The organism is Ruegeria sp. AM5 (assembly GCF_056540645.1).
Genome location: NZ_JBQFXC010000004.1, coordinates 209,968 through 224,063 on the forward strand (window position 1 = coordinate 209,968; position 14,096 = coordinate 224,063).

Sequence of the window (14,096 nt, forward strand, 5' to 3'; positions counted from 1 at the left end):
TTGGAGGCACAGCGGAGGTAAGCCATGAATATTGTCATCGCCGGTGCAGGCAGCATTGGCTGCTTTTGCGGCGCATTGCTGGCCGCAGCGGGACACAGCGTGACACTGCTGGGTCGCGCGCGGGTGCTGAACGCCATCCGGGGACAGGGGCTGACGGTGACAGATTTCTCGAACCTGCATCGTCACGTCGCCGCCGCACAACTCACGCTCAGCGAAGACCCTGCCTGTCTCGGGGATGCCGAGTTGGTCATCGTCACGGTAAAAACCGGCGCGACCGCCGAGATGGCAACGCTGATCGCCGCACACGCCACGGAAACGGCCCCGGTTCTGTCTTGGCAGAATGGGCTCGAGAACGCCCGCACCCTGCGCACCGCTCTTCCCGGACGCGACGTTCGGGCTGGAATGGTGCCCTTCAACGTGGTGCCGACGGGCCCGGCAACCTATCACCGTGCCACATCGGGTGAGATCGTCATCGAGCGTGGCTCCCGGTCTCTGGCTGAACGCCTAAGCGCCCCAGATCTACCCGTCAGCGAAAGCGACCAGATCGAGGCTGTGCAATGGGGTAAGCTGGTGATCAACCTCAACAATGCATTGAACGCATTGTCCGGCCTGACCTTGCAAAACCAACTGCTCGACCGAAACTGGCGTCGCCTGATGGCTGATCAGATGGCCGAGGCGCAGCGTGTTTTGAAAGTCGCCGAGATCGAGGCCACCTCCACAACGCCACTACCCGCATGGATGACACCGCACATTCTACGTCTGCCAACGCCAATTTTTATACGAATTGCGGCAAAAATGCTGACCATCGACCCAAACGCGCGCACCTCGATGGCTTATGATCTGACGGCGGGACGCCCGACCGAAATCGACAGTCTACAGGGCGAAATCATCAAACTCGGCCAACAGTACGCGATCCCAACCCCGATCAATAGCCGAGTCTCTCAACTCATCCACCAATCACCGGACACGCCGCTCACAGTCGACCAGATCATAACCTGATCCGTCTCTTCATCTGGCCTAAAATACCTCGGAGCGCGAGGCAGAGCCTCGCAAATTCCGATCAAGCGAACGCAGTCAAAACCCAGAAAATTAGCGCCGACATCACTGCCGCTGCCGGTACCGTGATCACCCAGGCCGCCACGATGGTCATGAAATGCGACCGCCGCACCAGCTTGCGCCGCCGCCGTTCCTCGCGCGCCAGTCGCAGCTCTGCCGGTCGCTGGCGGTTCGAGTATTTCCACCGCCGCTCAGCATGCCACTCCCGATAGAAGCCAACACCAAAGACGGCCCCAACCGCGATATGAGTCGAACTGACCGGCAGACCCAGCCAACTGGCGACGATGACCGTGATCGCCGCCGATAGCGCGACACAGAACGCCCGCATCGGGTTCAGCTTGGTGATCTGGCTGCCGACCATACGGATCAGCTTGGGACCGAACAGGAATAGGCCGAACGAGATGCCAAACGCGCCGATCACCATGACCCATGTCGGGATCGATACTTTCGTGGCAAAATCTCCGAACTCGGCCGCATGCACGATTGCCGCCAATGGACCCACCGCATTGGCCACATCATTGGCCCCATGCGCAAAGCTCAGAAATGTGGCCGAAATCACCAGAGGCAGACCAAACAATGTCTTCAACGACCGGGTCCGGTTCTCCAACCCTTCAGACTTGCGCTTGACCCACGGTACCGTCGCAGCCCAGACCAGGCCGCCAAAGGTCAGACCGATCAAAAGGGCAAATTGAAGATCAATTTTGACGATCCGCTTCAGGCCTTTGACCGACAAGTAGGTGGCAAACGCCCCTGCCATCACGGCAACCAGAATGGGCACCCAGCGCCGCGCTGCCGCGATCTTGTCGTCCTGATACTGGATCTTGTGTTTGATCAATGCCAGAAAGGCGGCTGCAATCATCCCGCCCAAAACGGGTGAGATCACCCAACTGGCGGCAATCGCGCTCATCGTGCCCCAACTCACCGCACTTAGGCCCGCCGCAGCAATGCCGGCACCCATCACGCCGCCGACCACCGAATGCGTGGTCGAAACCGGTGCCCCGACCCAGGTAGCCAGATTGACCCACAGTGCCGACGATATCAGGGCCGCCATCATCGCCCAGATGAACACATTGCTGTTCTGCACCGACATCGGATCGATGATGCCCTTAGAGATGGTCGAAACCACATCCCCCCCTGCCAGCAACGCACCTGCGCTTTCTGCGATGGCGGCAATCAGGATGGCTCCGCCCATGGTCAGAGCATTGGCCCCAACTGCCGGGCCCATATTGTTGGCCACGTCGTTGGCACCGATATTGATCGCCATGTAAGCGCCGAATGCCGCAGCTGCGACAACGATCACGCCACCATCGGCCCGTCCGAACAGAAGCGCTGCAGCCAAACCTGCCAGCGCGATAAAGGCCAGTGCAATTCCGGGGGCCAACAGAGGACGCGATACTTGGGCATTGGCGTGCTCAACGCGCGAGATACGCTGTAGGTCACGGTCCAGTGCGTGCCAACGGGCTTTAGTGGGGTGGTCTGACATCGGTTCACAACGGCTGTTTTGAATGATGCCCGCCGCTAAACGGTTCCAATGGGCGCGGCAACCTTTGTCATCAGTTTTTTACAATATTGTTACAATTGCAGTAGCAAGTCGCGCAATTCCGGCTCTTGCACGCGTTCGGCGGCCACCTTCGGGGACACCCAGCAGCGCTTACGCTGATCGGATTCCGGGAATACATCCGCCAGTCCGGTCACCTCGATCCGATAAACGCTGGTGATAACCGGCAACGCCGTGCCGTCATCCAACCTTTTGTCGTAAGAGTAATGACCAACGGGATCTTTCTGCACCTCAGTCGCGCGCACTCCAGCCTCTTCCCAGGCTTCCCGCAATGCGGTTTCCGGCCCGTTGAGCCCATCAATGGGCCAGCCTTTGGGGATAATCCAGCGTCCGGTGCCCCGACTGGTGATCAACAGAACGTCGTCACCGGGACCTGCCTTGCGGGTACACAACGCAGCAACCTGCACCCGGCTTGGGCGCTGGATCAGCGGTCGCGCGACCTCTTCCCAGATGTTGCGTATCCATGTCGTCATGTCAGGCCTGCTCGGGCGTATTCTTTTTGTAATTCGAAGAAGTTACATAATCATGTATTACTGAGTTAACAATACCGCCCTCGGATAACCGCAAAATATGGCCTGAACTTTCAGTGTTTCGTGTATTTTTGCAGCAATTTGTGCGCTTTCCGCCGTTTCGGCCAATGAGGCTTATCAACGCCCACCTGATCAACTTAGCCTTTGCGCCGCTTCGCGCGCAGCGTTGGATCCGCCTGAGTTGGATCTTCGGGCCAGGGATGTTTTGGGTACTGCGCCCGCATGTCCTTGCGCACATCGGCATATGACCCGGCCCAGAATCCGGGCAGATCACGGGTGATCTGGATCGGTCGCTGGGCCGGTGACAGCAGCGTGATCTTCAAAGGCTCGCCCCCAACCACCGGATGTTGCGTAACGCCGAATACCTCTTGCAGCCTAACCGAGATTTCGGGCACAGCACCGCCATAGTCAATTGGCAGCTTGCGGCCCAACGGAGTCACAAACGAGCCCGGCGCCCGCCGATCCAGTTCCTGCATCTGGTCCCAGTCCAGCCGGGCGCGCAGCGCGGGCAGCAGGTCGAACCGCTTCCAGTCATCGGCATTGCGCACGCCCGAGAGCATCGGCAGCAGCCAGTCTTCCAGCGTTTCCATCAGCCCGGTTTCCGAGAAGTCCGGCAGATCAGCGCCTTCCGCGCGGATCAACTCGACCCGAGCGGCCAATCGCGCTGCGGCCCCGGTCAGCCGCACACCCAGATCGCGCACCCCGTCCAACATCGCCTGCGCCAATGCATCCCCGGGGACATCTTTCCAGATGCGGTCGTCCAGCGTGATCGCTCCGAACCGCTCTTGCCTGCGCGCCACCACACGGCGTTCGCGTTTCGACCAGTCGCAGCTGTCGACCCACGCGATCTGATCGCCGAATAGATCGCGAATTTCCCCCTCGGAAATCTGCGCTGCCATGCGCACGCGCGCTTCACGCGGGTTCCCATCCGTATCCGTCACCACAAGATAAGGTGCACCCGCCAACGTATCACCGGCTTCCAGCACGACGCCTTTGCCACCCGACAGGACATAACGCGGGACATCTCCCTTGCGTCGCTGTCCGATGCGATCGGGATAGGCCAGCGCCGCCATCGCTGCCGGGCTCAGACCGCCCGCATCCTTAGATTGCGCGCGCAACCGTTTTGCTTCGCCCTTGATCCGATCCAGCGCGCCCATGTTGACCTGCCAGACCCGATTGCGCTGAAACGCGCGCACGTCCCGCAGCACCTCAAGCCTCAAAGACAGATCGACCGGCGCGCCCCGCAGCGGATCGCGTTCCGCCATCAGCGCCGCCAGTGTCGCGGCCTCAGGTCCCGCGTGCAGCAGCATGTGCCCCAGCCGAGGATGCAGCGGCAGCGCCGCCAGCGCCCGCCCATGTTCGGTGATCCTACCTTTGCCATCCAGGGCACCCAGCATCGCCAGCAACGCGCGCGCCTCGGCCAGCGTGCCTTCGGGCGGCGCGGTCAGAAACGCAAGATCACCCGGTTCTGCGCCCCAGAGCGACAATTCCAACGCCAGCCCGGTCAGATCGGCTGCCTCGATCTCGGCAGGCGGGTAGGCGGCTAGTGCACCTTCTTCGCCCTTGGACCACAACCGATAGCAGACACCTTCGGCCACACGCCCCGCACGGCCTGCGCGCTGCGTCGCTTCGGCCCGCGTCACCCGCTCGGTCACCAGCTGCGACATGCCTGATCCGGGATCGAACCGTGCCCGCCGGGCTTGCCCCATATCGACCACCACGCGGATATCGGGAATAGTCAGCGAGGTTTCGGCAATCGACGTCGCCAGAACCACCTTGCGACCTTGCTTAACCGGCGCAATCGCCGCGCGCTGGGCGGCAAAGGGCAGTGCTCCGAACAAAGGCCGCACTGAACAGGTGTCGGGTAGACGGCTGGCCAAAGCCGCCTCGGCCCGCCGAATTTCACCTTCACCGGGCAGGAACACCAGCATGCCCCCTTTGGTTTCCCGTTCGGCTCGCACCACCAGATCGATCAGCGCGTCCAGTCGCCGCGCCTGCGGCGCCAAAGGCCGGTCCAACCAGCGGGTCTCGACCGGATAGCTGCGCCCTTCGGATGTCACCAGAGGCGCGTTCATCAGCTGGCCCACCGGTTCAGCATCCAGCGTCGCGGACATCGCCAGCAAGATCAGGTCATCGCGCAACGCTCCAGTCACCTCAAGGCACAGTGCAAGCCCAAGATCGGCGTTCAGGGACCGTTCGTGGAATTCATCGAATATCACAGCACCTACGCCGGGCAGGTCAGGTTCGGATTGCAGCATCCGTGTCAGGATACCTTCGGTCACAACCTCGATGTGCGTCGCCTTTGAAACTTTCACGTCTCCACGGACACGATAGCCCACGGTCTGGCCCACGGGCTCACCCAGCGTCTCAGCCATGCGTTCGGCGGCGGCGCGGGCGGCCAGCCGCCGGGGTTCCAGCATGACGATCCGGCCCTCGCACAGACCGGCCTGCAGCATCTCAAGCGGCACGCGGGTTGTCTTGCCCGTACCCGGCGGCGCCTGCAGCACCGCGCGCCCATGCGTTCGCAAGGCGTTCAGAAGATCGGGAATGGCGTCATCAATGGGCAACCGGGTCATATCGCCTTATCGCCAAAGCCTCGGCCAAGGTCCAGCGTCGCCAAACTCAGCTCCGGTTGGGGCTGGACAAACCGGGTCATCCCCCCTCATCTAGGGCAAATTCCAGCCGGGGACTTACCGATGAACATTGCCGAGCTTGGCGACAGGATCTTGAACGGAGAGCGCAGGGCATTGGCCCGTGCGATCACACTGGTCGAAAGCGGGCGTGAAGATCATCGAGCGCAGGCAACCGCGCTGCTGGATCAATTGAGCGGCGCCGGACGCCAGGCGTTGCGGATCGGCCTGTCGGGCACGCCGGGTGTAGGCAAATCGACCTTTATCGAAAGCTTCGGCATGATGCTGACGGGGCTGGGGCTGCGCGTTGCGGTTCTTGCAGTTGACCCTAGCTCGGCCCGTTCGGGGGGCTCGATCCTGGGCGACAAGACCCGCATGGAAAGGCTGAGCCGCGAGAAAAACGCCTTTATCCGCCCGTCCCCCAGCCAGAGCCATCTTGGTGGCGTGGCGCGACGCACACGCGAAGCGATTGCACTTTGTGAGGCGGCTGGTTTTGACGTCGTGCTGATTGAAACCGTGGGTGTGGGCCAATCGGAAACCGTTGTGGCCGAGATGTCTGACCTGTTCCTGCTGCTGCTGGCCCCGGCGGGCGGCGATGAGTTGCAGGGCGTCAAGCGCGGCATCATGGAGATGGCTGACATGATCCTGATCAACAAGGCGGATGGCGACCTGAAAGCGACTGCCACCCGCACCTGCGCCGATTACGCGGGCGCGCTGCGTCTGCTGCGCAAACGCCCGCAGGATCCCGAAGGGTTTCCCAAGGCCATGACCGTTTCAGCGGTTGAAGAGCATGGGCTGGAACAGGCCTGGGACGAGATGCAGGCCCTGACAACCTGGCGGCGCGAAGCCGGGCATTGGGTATCGAACCGCGCCACACAGGCACAATACTGGTTCGAGCAAGAGGTACGCCACGCATTGCTTGCGCGTCTCGAAACGCCACAGATGCGCAGTCGGATGAGCGATCTTGGCGCTCAGGTCAGTGCGGGCCACCTCAGCCCATCGGCGGCGGCCGAACAAATCCTCTCCGGGCTGTCCGACGCGTAACACTCTGGCGGTATGATGCGTGCGCGGCTGGTGCGCTGACCGCTAATCGTGTATTAAAGCTACATATATTGTTGTGTTTGAGTGTAAGTCACTGCGTTTGAACCGGGTTGAGAAAGGGCTTGGTCAGCTCGGATCGTGCCCGGATTCTCCGAGGAACGGGACACGTCAGAATGCCCAATATCAATGGTACCAACGGCGACGACGATATCGATGTCACAAATGACAACGGTACTCTGAACGGAAACCCGGCGACGCCTCCGGTGACCGGTATCCGCGGCCGTGGCGGCGATGACGATATCACCATCACCAATAGCACCATTGCCAACAATGTCCTGGGCAATGCAGGCACCGACACGATCATTGTCACCAACAGTACGGTTGGCGGGCGCATCGCTAGCGGGTCCGATGCGGATACGGTTGATATCAGCGGGTCAACCGTCGGCGATATCCGGCTTGGTGCCGGTAATGACACGCTGAATTTCACCAGCACCACGGTGTCGGGTGACATTCGCGGCGGCAGCGGAACCGACACGCTGAACCTCCCTGAGGGCACTGTTATCACGGACGATACTTTCGGGGTGATTACGGTCGAAGACGGGGTTGGTTATTCAGTCTCTAGCGGCACATTTACCCTGCCTTCAGGCATCACCGTCACGTATTCAGCGTTCGAGAACGGGTCGGGTATGCCCTGTTTCACGCGCGATACATTGATCACGACACAGGATGGGCGATCCCTGATCCAGTCGTTGCGCACTGGTGATCTGGTCCACACTCTTGGGCAGGGCCTACACCCGATCCGTTGGATCGGGCGGCGCGAATTTGATCGCTTCCAGCTTGAAGCCAACCCCAGACTCTGGCCTGTGCGTATCCTTGCAGGGGCATTGGGCGAGGGGCTGCCGCATCGCGATCTGCTGGTCTCGCGCCAGCATCGGATGCTGGCGCACTCAAAGATCGCCCAACGCATGTTCGGCACGACCGAGGTTCTGATTCCGGCCATCAAACTCACCGCAATGCCGGATATCTACGTTGATGAAAGCGTGGAAAGCGTCGAGTATTACCACCTGCTGTTCGACCGCCATCAGGTGATCTTTGCCGAGGATGCGCCAACCGAAAGCCTCTATACCGGCCCCGAAGCGCTGAAAATGCTGAGCGCCGCGTCGCGTCGCGAGATATTCGAGATTTTTCCCGAACTGACAGACCTTGACTATCGCGCCGACCCGGCCCGCATGATCCCCGGCGGGCGGCTGCAAGCGCAGTTGATCACGCGGCATTTGAAGAATAACAAGCCACTGTTGCGGATGCCTCGGATCTGAACTGCCAAGGAATTCAAGAAGGGGCAAAGATTTCGCCGCAGCCGTCTTGACCCTCCGCGCGATTCCCACTAAACGCATCCAACCAGTTTTCGGGCGCGACTTCGGGTTGCGCCCCTTGTGATTTGGCCGCGGGTCTTGTACCCGGCCTCCAGAAACAAAGGAAGAAACCATGTCGCGCCGTTGCGAACTGACCGGAAAAGGCCCGATGACTGGCAACAATGTCAGCCACGCCAAAAACAGAACTCGTCGCCGTTTTCTGCCCAACCTGAACGACGTTACCCTGCAGTCGGAAACTCTGGGTCGTGGCGTCAAGCTGCGCATCTCGGCAGCTGCCCTGCGCTCGGTCGACCACCGCGGTGGTCTGGACGCGTTCCTGGCCAAAGCCAAGGATGACGAGCTGTCGGCGAACGCCCTGAAAGTGAAGAAAGAAATCGCCAAGGCACAAGCCTCGGCCTAAGCGCTTTCTCACGCAAGAATTCAGCCCTGCACCCTGCGGTGTGGGGCTTTTCTTTTTTGCATTCGCTGCCCCTGTGCGAATAATTGTCTCTGAAATGGTAATAAAACGCCCCGCTTCGTGACGTTGTTCACAGAACGCCTGCTGAATATCGCATATGTTTATGCATATTCATGTTGAGGGGGTTACCATGTCACTCAAAGCAAAGAATTTTCTGTTTTTACTGCCACGATCAATTGCAAAAGCTGTGATCCGCTGCACCCGGATGCAGCGCCGGGTAAACCGACTGCATACGGGGATGAATGCCGAGGCGTTCAGGCCGCCGAAAAGCTGAGCTAGGCCATACTGTCTCAGCCACTGCTTTGCGCTTGAAGCCGGTTCAGCGGGCGGCGTATATACCAAGCTGACATGACAGGCTTTTTCCGCACATTTCTGCCTTATGCGCTGTCCTTGATGGTGATCCTCACCGGGCAGGGACTAGCCGGGTCGCGGGGTATGGAGCGCGCGGTCGGGCAGATGGTTTTGTGCACCGGCAGCGGGCCGGTCGTCGTCTATATGGACGAAGACGGCCAACCGACCCGCGCACCGCAATACTGCCCTGACTATGCGCTCAACCTGCTGGGCGCGATACATGAAGCCTCGGTTGCCGTACCTCCGGCCCCGTCGCGCGCGCTCCCCGCGCCGTCGCTCCTTTCCCAGCATCTGATTGCCGCGCCGCTGCCGCGACACCCAGCTCGTGCCCCGCCGGTTTCTGCCTGATTCCAGTTTCCAAATTCTATCAGACAGTTACCAAGGAGAGGCATAATGACCCTCAAATCCAGCCTGCTTGCAGTCCTGACTACCTTTTCGCTGACCGGTGCGGCGCTGGCTGCCGATACCATCTCGGTCGAAGACCCTTATGCACGGTCTTCGGGCAAAACCGCGAAGGCGGGTGCCGCCTTCATGATGATCCAGAATCAAGGCGATACCGATGACCGCCTGATCGGCGTGACCTCGGATGCGGCTGCCCGAGTGGAACTGCACACTCATAAGGTTGACGAAAACGGTGTCGCCAAGATGGTGCATGTGAAGGAAGGCTTCGCCATTCCGGCGGGCGAAACCCACATGCTGAAACGCGGCGGTGATCACGTCATGTTCATGGGCCTGACAGCGCCCTTCGAACAGGGAGGGAGCGTTCCCGTCACACTGATCTTCGAAAACGCCGGAGAGGTCGCGGTCGAGATCCCGGTCGATCTTGAGCGCCAGGACAAAGGCGGCCATTCGAACTAACGCCTGTCTTCAGGCTGTGGTACAGCCATCATCCATACGTCAGGCCGGGCAATGCCCGGCCTGTTGCGTCATCTGTTGACGGTTTTCATCTCCAATCGATCGCCCGCTTTTTTGAACCGTGCCGCCAGAAAGAACATCACCACCGCCGAGGTCAGCGCGAAGAAGGCAATTGCCCAGCCCAACGCCACCATGCCGCTGCCGGGCCAGAAGATCAGCACCAGCCCGACGATGAGTGCGAAGATACCTGAATTACGCACCGTTGCGCGCTCGGGGTCTTGTGGATGCATTTGCGGCAGCGCCATAAACGAGCCGATCGCAACGAACAGCGCCATCGCCCCCATGAGGGTGAACGCCAGCCAGGCCACGCCCTGTGGCCAGATCAGCAACACCAAACCGATCAGCGCGGCACCGATACCGACGCCTCCGATCAGCCCGCGCCGCCCAAAACCCAGCCAGGTCAGCGCGCCATCCAGAATCAGCAGCACCCCTACCAATCGCAGCAATAATGAGATGCTGCTGGTCGGCCAGAACAGCGCTGCAATCCCGATCAGACCCGCGAGAATTCCACGCAGCAGAAAGGTCCACCACAGGCTGGCCAGATTGGTACTTAACGTATCGCGCGCGTCGATACTGCTGTCGTCAAGGATTTCTCCGTCTTTGGGCGGTAGATCGGTCATGTCACTCACTCGGGTTTGCGTTTTCTGCACCATAGACGGGAAGACGCGCCGCTGTCTGCCCCTATCGCGTGCTGCCTCGCGCCAACAGCTCATCGACCCAGCGCGGTACTGCCTTCGAGGCTGGCCCCAGCCGGGTTTCATCAAATATTCCGGCTGATGGCTCAAGGTTCAATTCGATCGTCCGCGCGCCCACGGCCCGCGCCTCTTGTACAAACCCTGCCGCCGGATAAACCTGCCCCGAGGTGCCGATCGAGGCGAACAGCGATGCTTCCATCAGATGGTCGTAGATCTCATCCATGAAATATGGCATCTCGCCGAACCATACCACGTCGGGCCGGGCCGAGGGCTGGTGACAGGACGGGCAGGGTTCACCCACATCCATTTCGGGTGGCGAAGCCCAACGATATCCGCACGCCTCACACAAAGCCCCAGCCAAGGTGCCATGCATATGGATCACATGCGCGGCCCCTCCTGCCTCGTGCAGGCTGTCGACATTCTGGGTGACAAGGATCACCTCTCCAGGCCAGCCCTGCTGCAACCGGGCCAGCGCCTGATGCGCCGCGTTGGGTTGCGCCTTGGCGGCCTGTACTCGGCGGGCATTGTAAAACTGATGCACCAGCGACGGATTGCGGGCAAAGCCCTCGGGCGTGGCCACATCCTCGATCCGGTGCTGCGCCCACAGGCCCCCTTCATCGCGGAACGTGCCCAATCCGCTTTCGGCGGAAATCCCGGCCCCGGTCAAAATGACGATCTTTTCCATACCCGCCCCACGCGCTAAACCACTCTTATGACACACCGTATCCTTTTCGTCTGCCTGGGCAATATCTGCCGATCTCCCGCCGCCGAGGGCGCTTTTCGCGCCCGCGCCCCGCATCACCAGACCGACAGCGCCGGAACCTCGGGCTGGCATATCGGAGACCCGCCTTACGGCCCAATGCAAAAGGCCGCCCGCGCGCGTGATATCGACCTCAGCGACCTACGCGCGCGCCAGTTCGTGGCCGAGGATTTCAACCACTTCGACCTGATCATCGGAATGGACGCAGAAAACATCGCGAACATCGAAGATTTGCGCCCGGACGGCAACGACACCCCGGTCCGCCTGTTGACCGATTTCGCCCCCCATACCGGTGCCGACCATGTGCCTGACCCGTACTACACCGGGGATTTCGACGGCGCTCTGGACCTGATCGAAGAGGCCGTGGCGGGGCTGGATGCGCATGTACGGGCTCAGTGGTAGTTTTGCCTTGCGTATTCAATCAATCCAGAGCGACAGCATGTTTGAGCCCAAAACCAACGTTTATTCGGCCTCCGCAGGCTGCATCGCAATCAGCGACAGGGGTCAAACCATCCGCCCTCTTAGCGCAAACCCTTGTGCCTATGCAGATAGTCGCATTAAGTGCATGGAATAGTAATCCGATCCCCAATGGTCATTTGATGGAATGATACAAATTCCTGATGCACGCACGAGGCTGTCATCAGCACACATAAATCTCCAAGCTCCAAGAGCGACTGCCGCCCGTTAATCCAAATGAGTTAGACATATGATCACAGGCACGTTTAACCAGCTGAATACCCCAAAGGTTAGTGACAAAAAATGAATGACGAGCGCGCAATGTTCCTGCACGAAGTTCTGTCACCGGAAAGACTGACGCGGGTGGTGGATGTGGGTGCCAATCCTCTTGGCGCTACCCCATATTCAACCCTCCTGAAGAACCGCATATGCGATGTCTGGGGTTTCGAACCACAGCAAGATGCATTTGCACGGCTCTCTGAAGAGGGAGGAGAAAATGAAACCTATCTTCCTTATGCGATCGGCAGAGGAGGAAGTGAGCGCCTTCATGTTTGCAAGGGAAGTGGCTTCACTTCGCTATTCGAGCCCAACCCTGACTTCATCAGAGTTATGGGAAGGTGGCCCAGGCAAATGCGGGTCGAAGAAGTTGTACCAATAACCACCCATCGGCTGGACGACCTGAAAGAGCTGCCAGAGTTCGATCTGCTGAAGATTGACGTGCAGGGCGGAGAATTGGACGTATTCAGGAATGCGCGCGAAAAACTCAAGAATGCGGTTGCTGTGATATCCGAAATCGCCATGGTTCCGCTTTACAAAGGTCAGCCACTGCTTGACTCACAAATGAGCGAGTTGTCTGCGCAGGGATTTCATTTCCACAAGTTTCTTTTTCTAAAATCTATGGCGGTCAAGACCCGTGCCTCGTCCCGCCTGAAGATGCGCGCTATGCGCAATCAGGCCATTGATGGCGACGCCGTGTTCCTGAAAAGGTTCTTCGCACTTGAGGACATACCGACAGAAAGCTTGAAACATCTTGCGATCCTGGCGGACGCAGTGTTTCAAAGCCCCGATGTCGCACTTATGGCTCTGGAAGTGCTGGCTGATCGCGACGTTGTCAAAGAGGCTGAACTGGACGCCTACGAGGCGTTAGTAGAAGCTGAATTCAGCAGGTAAGAACAGCCTTTATTCCGGACATACTAACGCTCATTAAACGTCTTTTGGTTTGCAGGACGGATCACGCATGGCTCAAATAAAAGAGCCTGGATGCTCACTTTCCGGTTCACCCCACCACCTTCAACTGACCAGCTAACCACGGCAATTGCGCAATCGCTGGATCAACGATCTGGCTGCGCATCAGGCGTCGGATCATGTCGGCCACCTCCTGCGGTACCTGATCGGACCAGTCGGTCCGTGTAAACAAGGAAATGGTGCGCGCGAATTCACCGAACGGGGCAGGGTGCGCCTCCATCCCGTCGTGGAAGCGGGCGGCGCGCATATAGCCCAGCGGCGTGGTAATCGCCCAGCCGAGGCCGCGCGCAACCATCGCCATCAGCGCGAGGTGTGAGCCGATTTCGAACCGTTCCTCGAACTCCAGCTGCTGCCGGGCCAGATGGCTTTCGATCTGACGGCTGATCAACTGCTCGCGGGCATAGCGCAGAAAGGGCAGATCCTGCACTGGTTGCGCAACGCCCTTAGGCGCGACCAGAATGAACGGATCCTGCACCAGCGGATATTCGACCACGCCCTCCAGCACCTCGCCAGAATGGGCCGAGACCGCCATGTGCAGGCGCTGCGCTTCCAGCTCGGCAAACAGGTCCAGGCTGGGCAGCGTGATCAGCTTGAATTTCGACCGGGTCAGACTGTCGGCCAGCAACGTCGCCAATCGCGGCGTCAGGTCGTTGTCGAAATCGTCGATCAAGCCGATGGACAGGGTGGTCAGATGCCCCAGATCCATCACTGCCAGTTCGCCTTGCGCCATCTGCAACTCGGCCAGCACTGCCTCGGCCCGCGCCAGGAAACTGCGGCCGGCCTGTGTCAGTCGCATCGGTCGCCGCCCGTGATCCACCAGATCGGTGCCCAAAGCCTTTTCCAGATTGCGCAACTGCTGGGAAACCGAGGGCTGGCTGAGCCCCGTGATCTCGGCCGCCTGCGCCACCGATCCGGTCCGCGCCAGCGCCTCGAACACTTCAAGGCCCCGCAGGGTCAGCCCTTTCATCACCATCGCACATACCTTTCGCTGCGCCATTTCTGAGGCGCAGCGGGCATCAGGTCAAGGAT

General features: G+C 60.0%; 14 protein-coding genes. 8 read left to right on the plus strand and 6 right to left on the minus strand.

Annotated features, from left to right (window positions below; translation table 11 throughout):
- The first annotated feature begins 24 nt into the window (after positions 1-24).
- A complete protein-coding gene (locus ACR0AH_RS12550) occupies positions 25-999 on the plus strand; it encodes a 2-dehydropantoate 2-reductase (protein WP_170733234.1) in 975 nt (324 codons plus the stop codon).
- A 61-nt stretch (positions 1,000-1,060) separates the two neighbouring features.
- On the opposite strand, the gene ACR0AH_RS12555 is transcribed toward ACR0AH_RS12550, so the two are convergent.
- The 3 genes from ACR0AH_RS12555 to hrpB all read right to left on the minus strand — a co-directional run bounded on the left by ACR0AH_RS12555 (position 1,061) and on the right by hrpB (position 5,720).
- Entirely contained in the window at positions 1,061-2,539 is a 1,479-nt protein-coding gene (locus ACR0AH_RS12555; RefSeq protein WP_170397220.1) for an inorganic phosphate transporter, read from the minus strand.
- Positions 2,540-2,628: 89 nt separating this feature from the next.
- Positions 2,629-3,087, minus strand: a complete 459-nt coding sequence (locus ACR0AH_RS12560; protein ID WP_170511319.1) for an NUDIX hydrolase — start codon at positions 3,085-3,087, stop codon at positions 2,629-2,631.
- A gap of 194 nt (positions 3,088-3,281) precedes the next feature.
- On the minus strand, positions 3,282-5,720 hold the full coding sequence (hrpB, locus tag ACR0AH_RS12565; RefSeq protein WP_480592174.1) for an ATP-dependent helicase HrpB: 2,439 nt from the start codon (positions 5,718-5,720) through the stop codon (positions 3,282-3,284).
- 120 nt (positions 5,721-5,840) lie between these two features.
- On the opposite strand from hrpB, the gene meaB reads away from it, so the two are divergent.
- The 5 genes from meaB (at position 5,841) to ACR0AH_RS12590 (ending at position 9,854) form a co-directional block, all read left to right on the plus strand.
- A complete protein-coding gene (meaB, locus tag ACR0AH_RS12570; protein ID WP_170733232.1) occupies positions 5,841-6,818 on the plus strand; it encodes a methylmalonyl Co-A mutase-associated GTPase MeaB in 978 nt (325 codons plus the stop codon).
- A gap of 170 nt (positions 6,819-6,988) precedes the next feature.
- Positions 6,989-8,131, plus strand: a complete 1,143-nt coding sequence (locus ACR0AH_RS12575; protein ID WP_170733231.1) for a Hint domain-containing protein — start codon at positions 6,989-6,991, stop codon at positions 8,129-8,131.
- 169 nt (positions 8,132-8,300) lie between these two features.
- Positions 8,301-8,588, plus strand: a complete 288-nt coding sequence (rpmB, locus tag ACR0AH_RS12580) for a 50S ribosomal protein L28 (protein ID WP_008756960.1) — start codon at positions 8,301-8,303, stop codon at positions 8,586-8,588.
- A 405-nt stretch (positions 8,589-8,993) separates the two neighbouring features.
- Positions 8,994-9,344 (plus strand): hypothetical protein, encoded by a 351-nt coding sequence (locus ACR0AH_RS12585; protein WP_480592176.1) that lies wholly within the window; start codon positions 8,994-8,996, stop codon positions 9,342-9,344.
- Positions 9,345-9,389: 45 nt separating this feature from the next.
- Entirely contained in the window at positions 9,390-9,854 is a 465-nt protein-coding gene (locus ACR0AH_RS12590) for a copper chaperone PCu(A)C (protein ID WP_170397208.1), read from the plus strand.
- A 68-nt stretch (positions 9,855-9,922) separates the two neighbouring features.
- On the opposite strand, the gene ACR0AH_RS12595 is transcribed toward ACR0AH_RS12590, so the two are convergent.
- A complete protein-coding gene (locus ACR0AH_RS12595; RefSeq protein ID WP_480592178.1) occupies positions 9,923-10,531 on the minus strand; it encodes an HdeD family acid-resistance protein in 609 nt (202 codons plus the stop codon).
- 61 nt (positions 10,532-10,592) lie between these two features.
- Entirely contained in the window at positions 10,593-11,291 is a 699-nt protein-coding gene (locus tag ACR0AH_RS12600; RefSeq protein ID WP_170511485.1) for an NAD-dependent deacylase, read from the minus strand.
- Between the two features lie 27 nt (positions 11,292-11,318).
- Between ACR0AH_RS12600 and ACR0AH_RS12605 the strand changes: the two genes are divergently transcribed.
- Positions 11,319-11,768: a low molecular weight protein-tyrosine-phosphatase gene (locus ACR0AH_RS12605; RefSeq protein ID WP_480592180.1), complete on the plus strand. Its 450-nt coding sequence runs from the start codon at positions 11,319-11,321 to the stop codon at positions 11,766-11,768.
- A 420-nt stretch (positions 11,769-12,188) separates the two neighbouring features.
- The gene (locus tag ACR0AH_RS12610; RefSeq protein ID WP_170511489.1) at positions 12,189-12,992 is read left to right on the plus strand and encodes an FkbM family methyltransferase; all 804 of its coding nucleotides are present in this window, start codon (positions 12,189-12,191) and stop codon (positions 12,990-12,992) included.
- A gap of 106 nt (positions 12,993-13,098) precedes the next feature.
- On the opposite strand, the gene ACR0AH_RS12615 is transcribed toward ACR0AH_RS12610, so the two are convergent.
- Complete coding sequence (locus ACR0AH_RS12615; protein WP_170404783.1) at positions 13,099-14,040, minus strand: LysR family transcriptional regulator; 942 nt, start codon at positions 14,038-14,040, stop codon at positions 13,099-13,101.
- Between the last annotated feature and the right edge of the window lie 56 nt (positions 14,041-14,096).

Excerpts from the sequence above, each read along its gene's own strand:
- ACR0AH_RS12550 (WP_170733234.1), top strand. The coding sequence starts at position 25 with ATGAATATTGTCATCGCCGGTGCAGGCAGCATTGGCTGCTTTTGCGGC.
- ACR0AH_RS12555 (WP_170397220.1), bottom strand. The coding sequence starts at position 2,539 with ATGTCAGACCACCCCACTAAAGCCCGTTGGCACGCACTGGACCGTGAC.
- ACR0AH_RS12560 (WP_170511319.1), bottom strand. The coding sequence starts at position 3,087 with ATGACGACATGGATACGCAACATCTGGGAAGAGGTCGCGCGACCGCTG.
- hrpB (WP_480592174.1), bottom strand. The coding sequence starts at position 5,720 with ATGACCCGGTTGCCCATTGATGACGCCATTCCCGATCTTCTGAACGCC.
- meaB (WP_170733232.1), top strand. The coding sequence starts at position 5,841 with ATGAACATTGCCGAGCTTGGCGACAGGATCTTGAACGGAGAGCGCAGG.
- ACR0AH_RS12575 (WP_170733231.1), top strand. The coding sequence starts at position 6,989 with ATGCCCAATATCAATGGTACCAACGGCGACGACGATATCGATGTCACA.
- rpmB (WP_008756960.1), top strand. The coding sequence starts at position 8,301 with ATGTCGCGCCGTTGCGAACTGACCGGAAAAGGCCCGATGACTGGCAAC.
- ACR0AH_RS12585 (WP_480592176.1), top strand. The coding sequence starts at position 8,994 with ATGACAGGCTTTTTCCGCACATTTCTGCCTTATGCGCTGTCCTTGATG.
- ACR0AH_RS12590 (WP_170397208.1), top strand. The coding sequence starts at position 9,390 with ATGACCCTCAAATCCAGCCTGCTTGCAGTCCTGACTACCTTTTCGCTG.
- ACR0AH_RS12595 (WP_480592178.1), bottom strand. The coding sequence starts at position 10,531 with ATGACCGATCTACCGCCCAAAGACGGAGAAATCCTTGACGACAGCAGT.
- ACR0AH_RS12600 (WP_170511485.1), bottom strand. The coding sequence starts at position 11,291 with ATGGAAAAGATCGTCATTTTGACCGGGGCCGGGATTTCCGCCGAAAGC.
- ACR0AH_RS12605 (WP_480592180.1), top strand. The coding sequence starts at position 11,319 with ATGACACACCGTATCCTTTTCGTCTGCCTGGGCAATATCTGCCGATCT.
- ACR0AH_RS12615 (WP_170404783.1), bottom strand. The coding sequence starts at position 14,040 with ATGGTGATGAAAGGGCTGACCCTGCGGGGCCTTGAAGTGTTCGAGGCG.